The sequence below is a fragment of the Pantoea sp. RIT413 genome (assembly GCF_003057675.2).
Taxonomy (GTDB): Bacteria; Pseudomonadota; Gammaproteobacteria; order Enterobacterales; family Enterobacteriaceae; genus Pantoea; species Pantoea eucrina.
Genome location: NZ_QBJB02000021.1, coordinates 26,565 through 34,769 on the forward strand (window position 1 = coordinate 26,565; position 8,205 = coordinate 34,769).

Sequence of the window (8,205 nt, forward strand, 5' to 3'; positions counted from 1 at the left end):
GCCCTTGTCACTCAGTAAAACATTACTGCTGACCGATGTCGCGCAGTTTTTTACCTGCCATCAGGTTACGCTCAATGTGCTCCAGCGAGACGTTTTTGGTCTCCGGGATCAGCACCAGCGTCAGCACAATGAAGAACAGGTTAAGGCCGGCATAGACCCAGAAGGTCGGCGCGTTGCCCAGCGTGTTCAGCATGGTCAGGAAGGTAGCGCCCACGATCATGTTGGCGATCCAGTTCGTGGTGGTCGAGACGGTAATCCCGAAATCGCGCCCTTTCAGCGGCTGAATTTCAGAGCAAAGCACCCAAATTAGCGGGCCGGCTGACATGGCAAAGCCGATGATAAACATCAGCAGCATCGCCACGGCGAAGTACTGTGCGCCCTGAGAGTGGATGCCCAGGTGCAGCATAGTGCCGAGAACGCCCATACCGGCCGCCATAACCATAAAGCCCAGCACCAGCGTCGGTTTACGGCCCCAGCGATCGACCAGACCGATAGCGATAAAGGTCGCCAGAACGTTGACCAGACCAACAATCACCGTACCCCACATCTGCTGCGTGGTGTTGGCGAAGCCGGCAATTTCAAAAATTTTCGGCGCGTAATACATAATGACGTTCATGCCGGTGAACTGCTGCATCACCTGCAGCAGCACGCCGAGGAACACCGCACGACGGAAGTTGCTGTTGCCCTGGAACAGCTGCCAGCCAGACTGTTTTACTTTCAGGCTCTCACGGATCTCATCCAGCTCACGTTTTGCCTGTTCGCTGGTGTCGCGCAGGCGATCCAGCACGCGCTGCGCATCGCGGAAGTTACCTTTCGCAGCCAGCCAGCGCGGGCTGTTTGGCAGAAAGAAGACGCCAACCAGCAGCAGAACCGCAGGGATAGTGATCACGCCCAGCATCCAGCGCCACTCTCCGGATGCGCTGAACGCGGTATCAGAGAGATAGGCACCCAGAATACCGATGGTGATCATCAGCTGATAGAGCGAAATCATACTGCCGCGGATTTTCTCTGGTGCAATTTCAGAGAGATAGAGCGGGGCGGTGTAAGACGCCACGCCAACTGCCAGGCCCAGTACTACGCGGGCAGCAATCAGCATCTCCGGGTTTGGCGCCATAGCTGACCACAGCGAACCGATAACAAACAGCACAGAGCCGGCCATCAGGCTCTTTTTACGACCCAGGTGTGATGACATCCAGCCGCTGCCGATTGCACCGACCGCCGCGCCAAACATCATCGAGCTGACAATCCACTCCTGCTGGTGAGCAGTAACGTTGAAATCTTTAGCGATAAAGGGCAGGGCACCTGCGATGACACCGATATCCAGCCCGAACAGCAGGCCGGCTAACGCCGCCAGAAAGCAGACAAACAGGGTCATCGCCTTGTTTGAGGTTCTGCTTTTGTGAGTATTACCAGGCATAAAGCCTCCGAAAGTTATTTGTCTTGTTTTTTATTAATGCTAAGAGACCTGTACACGATAAAAAGTGAGCGCGATCACACGAATGTAACCGCTTACACACGCCGAAACCCTGTAATCCAGCATTTTTTGCCCGGAACAGTCTCTTCGCCAGTAAGGTATAGCACCCTTCAAGTTTCTGACATCGCTTTAAATATTGCCTATCAGACGACGCTGAAAATAACGCATTTTCAGAGTGATGACTACGCTGAAAAATCTCTAAATTACAGATTAAAAAAGAGTTTTAGAATGTAATCGTTAACACTTTGTTATCACAGCGGTCATAAGAGTGTAGCCAGTGAAAATTTTTATGCCCGGGAAAGCCTGAAGCCAGCTATATCACGGGATTTCACCCGGCAGAATGCACGTAGGGGGCGCATTAATGCGCCCCTGGTCCGGAAGATGTACGCAGCCAGGGCGGCATAAATGCCGCCCCTACGGTTAAACATGACCCACGTTGACGAGGCGATTAATGGCGCGGAACGTAGGGGGCGCATTAATGCGCCCCTGGCCCGGAAGATGTACGCAGCCAGGGCGGCATAAATGCCGCCCCTACGGTTAAACATGACCCCCCCCTGGTCCGGATGATTTACGAAATCAGAGCGGTGGGGTACGTTCAGGCATAAAAAAGCCCGCACAGAGCGGGCTATTAAACAGAATACTCTGCGCTTACAGGCCAGCGGCTTCGCGCAGCAGGGCGGCTTTATCCGTCTGCTCCCACGGGAAGTGTTCGCGGCCAAAGTGACCGTAGGCGGCGGTCTCTTTATAGATAGGTTTCAGCAGATCCATCATCTGAATCAGACCGTAAGGGCGCAGGTCAAAGAATTCACGAACCAGCAGCGTCAGCTGTTCGGTCGGTACTTTCTCAGTGCCAAAGGTTTCTACCATGATCGACGTTGGCTCTGCCACGCCGATAGCGTAGGAAACCTGAATCTCGCAGCGATCGGCCAGGCCGGCAGCAACAATGTTTTTTGCCACATAGCGCGCGGCGTAGGCTGCAGAGCGGTCAACTTTTGATGGATCTTTACCGGAGAAAGCACCGCCACCGTGACGAGCCATGCCGCCGTAGGTATCAACGATGATTTTACGGCCGGTCAGGCCACAGTCACCCATCGGGCCGCCAATAACAAAGCGACCGGTCGGATTGATATGGTATTTAGTGCTGGCGTTGATCCACTCAGCAGGCAGCACCGGCTTAATGATCTCTTCCATCACCGCTTCACGCAGATCGGCCTGAGAAACCTCTTCTGAATGCTGGGTTGAGAGCACGACAGCGTCGATGCCAACAATCTTGCCACCATCATACTGGAAGGTGATCTGGCTTTTGGCGTCCGGGCGCAGCCAGGACAGCGTGCCATTTTTACGCACTTCAGCCTGACGCTGCACCAGACGGTGCGCATAGGTAACCGGCGCAGGCATAAGCACATCTGTTTCGTTAGTTGCGTAACCAAACATCAGACCCTGATCGCCCGCACCCTGCTCCAGCGGATCGGTACGATCTACGCCCTGATTAATATCAGGTGACTGCTTGCCAATGGCGCTCAGTACGGCGCAGGAGTTGGCATCAAAGCCCATATCAGAATGAACATAGCCGATCTCACGTACGGTATTGCGGGTGATCTCTTCAATATCGACCCAGGCGCTGGTGGTGATTTCACCGCCTACCAGTACCATACCGGTTTTGACGTAAGTTTCGCAGGCCACGCGCGCTTTCGGATCCTGTTCGAGGATGGCATCCAGCACGGCATCGGAAATTTGGTCAGCGATCTTATCAGGATGTCCTTCTGATACGGACTCAGATGTAAAAAGGTGTTTAGCCATTCTGTTCTTTACCTTAGAAATGGGTTGAATTCGACTGCATAGCGCCAGTGAAAAACCTGCTTAGCGCCCCTTCAGGCAAAGCCACGAGCAGCAGGGAGTGTCAGCACGCCAGGCTCACACCGCCTGGAACTTATTCAGTTTAGATGGAAAACCATCTGGACGGCTATTTTAGGTTACCCGATGTGCATTTTACCAGAGCTTTTTCTGATTCGGTTTGTTTCAAAAAGCGGCTTACTGGAAGCTTTTGCTGACAGCGCGCGCAGGGCGGGGACAAAGATTTTGCAATTTTACCCGGCTGGCGGTATAAAACGCCGCTATTGATGCCAGGACGCCGTCAGGCGTTGCACGATCAGATACCGTGTCTGATTTTTTTCCGCTCCGTTTCCGCATGCTGCCCGCAGGCGCTGGAGGTGAGTAAAGTAATGAACCGTTCCCATCTGCTCTCTGGTTCACAGCGCATATTTTGCGCGCTGGCCTCTCTTTCTGCTGTTCACTCTTCCTGTTCTTTCTGTCGATGTTTGCCGCCGCGCAATCATGACGACATGCATAGCCATTAAACTGCGGCTGAAATCAGACACCAGCACACGCGCGTGATTTATACCCGCAGCCGTGCCAAATCCGATTGGATTTCCACTGACTGCAGCGCGATGTTTTACACTTACTGGCAGTAACACCCGGGGTAACCTGATGAGGCGGGACACGCAGCATGAATAAGTTTTTAGCCGCAAACGCACCAGCAGTACCTGATAACTCTCTACTATTTCAACAGAAAACTGAGGTTCGCGATGTCTGACGACATGAAGAATATCAAGGGTTCGTCAGCTGGCGAACAGGGTGTCCTCCGCTCAATGCAGGAGGTGGCGATAAGCGATCAGGAAGCGAGCCGTATGCTGCGCACCTATAACATCGCCTGGTGGGGCAACAACTATTACGACGTAAACGAGCTGGGCCATATCAGCGTATGTCCGGATCCCGATCGGCCTGAGGTGCGGGTTGACCTGGCGAAGCTGGTCAAAGAGCGCGAGGCTGACGGTCAGCGTCTGCCGGCGCTGTTCTGTTTTCCGCAGATCCTGCAGCATCGTCTGCGCTCCATCAACGCGGCGTTCAAGCGCGCACGCGAATCCTATGGTTATAAAGGCGACTACTTCCTGGTTTATCCGATCAAGGTTAATCAGCACAAGCGCGTCATTGAATCGCTGGTTAACTCGGGTGAACCGCTGGGCCTTGAAGCGGGCTCAAAAGCAGAGCTGATGGCGGTACTGGCGCACGCAGGCAAAACGCGCACCGTTATCGTCTGTAATGGCTATAAAGATCGTGAATATATCCGGCTGGCGCTGATCGGTGAAAAGCTCGGCCATAAAGTCTACCTGGTGCTGGAAAAAATGACCGAGGTCCGTCTGGTACTGGAAGAGGCGGAGCGTCTGAATGTGGTACCGCGTCTCGGCATCCGCGCGCGCCTGGCCTCGCAGGGCTCGGGTAAGTGGCAGTCGAGCGGTGGTGAGAAATCGAAGTTTGGCCTGGCGGCATCTCAGGTGCTGCAGCTGGTGGATATCATGCGCAAAGCTGGCCGGCTTGACAGCCTGCAGCTGCTGCACTTCCATCTCGGCTCGCAGATGGCGAATATCCGCGATATCGCGACTGGCGTACGCGAATCTGCCCGCTTCTATGTTGAGCTGGCAAAGCTTGGCGTAAATATCAAATGCTTTGACGTCGGCGGCGGCCTCGGGGTGGACTATGAAGGCACCCGCTCTCAGTCTGACTGCTCGGTAAACTATGGCCTGAATGAGTATGCCAATAACGTTATCTGGGCGATTGGCGACGCCTGCGAAGAGCATGGTCTTGAACATCCGACGGTGATCACCGAGTCAGGCCGCGCCGTAACGGCACACCATACCGTGCTGGTCTCTAACATCATCGGCGTAGAGCGTAACGAATTCAGCACGCCGGTCGCACCTGATACGGATGCACCGCGCCCGATTCAGAGCCTGTGGGACACCTGGCAGGAGATGCATGAGCCCAACGTGCGCCGCTCGCTGCGTGAATGGCTGCATGACAGCCAGATGGATCTGTTTGATATCCACACCGGTTACTCATCCGGCACCTACGACCTGGGACAGCGCGCGTGGGCGGAACAGCTCTATCTGAGCATTTGTCACTACATCCAGCAGCATCTGGATCCGAGCAATCGTGCACACCGCCCGATTATCGATGAGCTGCAGGAGCGTATGGCAGATAAAATCTACGTTAACTTCTCTCTGTTTCAGTCGATGCCGGATGCCTGGGGTATCGATCAGCTCTTCCCGGTTATGCCGCTGGAAGGTCTGAACAAGATGCCGCAGCGCCGCGCTGTGCTGCTGGATATTACCTGTGACTCCGACGGGACAATCGACCATTACGTTGACGGTGACGGGATCGCAACCACTATGCCGATGCCTGAATATGACGTGGATAATCCGCCAATGCTGGGCTTCTTTATGGTGGGTGCTTATCAGGAGATCCTCGGCAATATGCATAATCTGTTTGGTGACACCGAAGCAGTAGATGTGTTTGCTTTCCAGGATGGCAGCGTGGAAGTGCAGTTATCAGATGAAGGGGATACCGTCGCTGACATGCTGGAATATGTGCAGCTGAATCCGGACGATCTGATGACGCTATTCCGCGATCAGGTGAAACAACAGCAGGATATAGATGAAGAGCTGCGATCGCAGTTCCTTGCCGAGTTTGAAAGCGGCCTTTATGGTTATACCTATCTTGAAGATGAATAATCAGTAATAACGCATCGGGCCCTGCGGGGGGCCCTTTTTTTTGGCTTTAAAATTTTTTCTGGTTTGTGACGTAATTCACTATTTCATACGAGCGCCACTTCCTCGTTTTCTTCTGCCGCTGCTGTCCGATCAATTTGGCTTAAAAATCAATATCCTTTGCCGGTATCCCTCGCTCTGGCTCTGCATTTTCTTATGTATTGATAATTTTTTTAATGTTTCGCTTATCCTTAAATCATAATTTATTTATGTTTTTAATAAATAAGAGATGTTTTTAGCCGTGATGCATCTGGCGCATTTACAGGCGCCAGGTTTCCTGAAAAATATCTGGTTATTCCTAAAGTGAAACGCTGATAACGCCGCGCTTCAACATTAGTTTAATTCAAAATCAGTAATATAACGCTAAGTGAGACGCTTATGCTCGCGCAGTGCAAGAGAGCAGGCTTATTTCCAGGTGCTATTTATAGAATATTACCGGAGCAGTTGTCAGAAAATGATTGGTTTTAACTATCATTTCAGGACCATTTTTAGCTCAAAACTATTTTTCAAAATGTAAATTGCAGGCTAATCTCCAGTTGCTATAGTAATTTTTGTCGATGTTTCGATTTCAGATAACATGAATAAATCTGATATTTAGAGTCTTATCAGCAGCGTCTTCAGGAAGGGTGCCATGACCGAGCGTTTTAATCCGGTTTTCTTGCTGGAACCCGTTCACAGTCTGACCGGAGAGGTAACTTCATGGGAGCTGCTGACACGTTTTAAAGAAAAAAAAGCGACAACTACACAACGCAATCCCGACAGAGAAGAGCATTTTTTCTCTCTGCTTTCTGCCGATGAGAAATGGCAGCTATTCCTTCACCAGGTCGAAAATATTATTCAGCTTAGTCAGCAGGGGTTTAACCAGGTTATCAGCGTAAACGTAGACAGAGATATTGTTGCCGGCATATTTGCAGACGAAGTCATTCAGGAAAAACTGGCGTCTTTTGCATTATTGCGGCTGGAAATCTCTGCATTTTTCACCTCGCGTTTTAATAGTGAGGATCTGCTGACCCTTAAAGGCGTAGCGAAAATTACGCCGGCTCCTCTCTGGCTCGACAATTTTGGTCCGGGTTATTCAAGCCTGACCATGCTTGACAGCGGAATATTTGAGATCGTCAAGATTGATAAAGCGTTTTTCTGGCAATTCAGCGAAGACCGCACCTTTGACATTCTGCTTAATCACCTTAATCAATTATGCCGCGGCGTCATTGTTGAGGGGGTTGAAAATCAGCACTATGTGGATCTGCTTGCGCATAAGCCCGTTTATGGCATGCAGGGTTACCACTGGCAGAGTGTTTATCTTGATGATTTATTTGCGTAATTCAGCACACAGCTTTGCGATTATGGTCTGCGCAGAAAGTCATTTCAGCTGAAAGGGTAAGCGTGCCTGCTGCGCTTATATTCACTTCTGAATAACGCTTCTGTATTCCGCATAACGCCTGATGTCCTTTCTGAATCCGCAATTAAACCTGTTCAGCGCTGTTCTTACTCTTTTACCGGAATAAGAACGGCCGATGAAGGATGTAAGTAATTCACTGAATTACTTGCGATAGCAAGCGGTATCTGATGATACCGGGCGTGCCAGTAACGCTCATAAACTTATATCTGCGCGGGATCCCGATAACATGAACAATATTTCTATCACGCCCAAAGGTGGGACGATTGCTAACGAAGTGAGCGGTACTCAGGTTACGCTGAACGCACCCAGTGTGGTTAAACTTAACCTGAATCAGGCTGACATTAAGGCTTTCACACGCAATGGTAATGATTTAGTCGTAACCACTAAATCAGGTGAAACACTTGTTATTCATGATTTTTACAGCGCCAATGGCGACAGCGATCTGGTCCTGCAGGACGATCGCGGTGCGCTCTGGTGGGTTGAAGATCCTGGCACAGAGGGCTTTCAGTATGTGTCGATCGACAGCACTGAAGGTCTGCTGGCAGAAAACGTAACGGATAACGGCACGATTGCCGCCTTCGGTATTGGCGGTGCGGCTCTGGCCGGTATCGGGGCGCTGTTTGCGACCGGCGGCGGTGGCGGCGGTGGCGGGGGCGGGGGGGGCGATAAGGGTAAATTCCGCGGCGGCACTAATCCCCGGAACGGGGGGAACAAACCCGGGGGCGGGGGTT

General features: G+C 51.8%; 5 protein-coding genes. 3 read left to right on the forward strand and 2 right to left on the reverse strand.

Going from position 1 to position 8,205, the window contains the following annotated elements; genetic code table 11:
* Nucleotides 1-22 precede the first annotated feature (22 nt).
* Nucleotides 23-1,417, reverse strand: coding sequence for a sugar porter family MFS transporter (locus DBY66_RS16955; protein ID WP_071668585.1), 1,395 nt, complete (start codon nucleotides 1,415-1,417; stop codon nucleotides 23-25).
* 705 nt (nucleotides 1,418-2,122) lie between these two features.
* A complete protein-coding gene (metK, locus tag DBY66_RS16965) occupies nucleotides 2,123-3,274 on the reverse strand; it encodes a methionine adenosyltransferase (RefSeq protein ID WP_071668584.1) in 1,152 nt (383 codons plus the stop codon).
* 785 nt (nucleotides 3,275-4,059) lie between these two features.
* Here metK and speA point away from each other — a divergent pair.
* The 3 genes from speA to DBY66_RS17820 all read left to right on the forward strand — a co-directional run.
* Nucleotides 4,060-6,039, forward strand: a complete 1,980-nt coding sequence (gene speA, locus DBY66_RS16970; RefSeq protein ID WP_039380074.1) for a biosynthetic arginine decarboxylase — start codon at nucleotides 4,060-4,062, stop codon at nucleotides 6,037-6,039.
* A gap of 667 nt (nucleotides 6,040-6,706) precedes the next feature.
* Entirely contained in the window at nucleotides 6,707-7,396 is a 690-nt protein-coding gene (locus DBY66_RS16975; protein WP_113049447.1) for an EAL domain-containing protein, read from the forward strand.
* A 304-nt stretch (nucleotides 7,397-7,700) separates the two neighbouring features.
* Nucleotides 7,701-8,205: BapA prefix-like domain-containing protein (locus tag DBY66_RS17820; protein WP_146745189.1), on the forward strand; the 505-nt coding region annotated here is incomplete at its 3' end.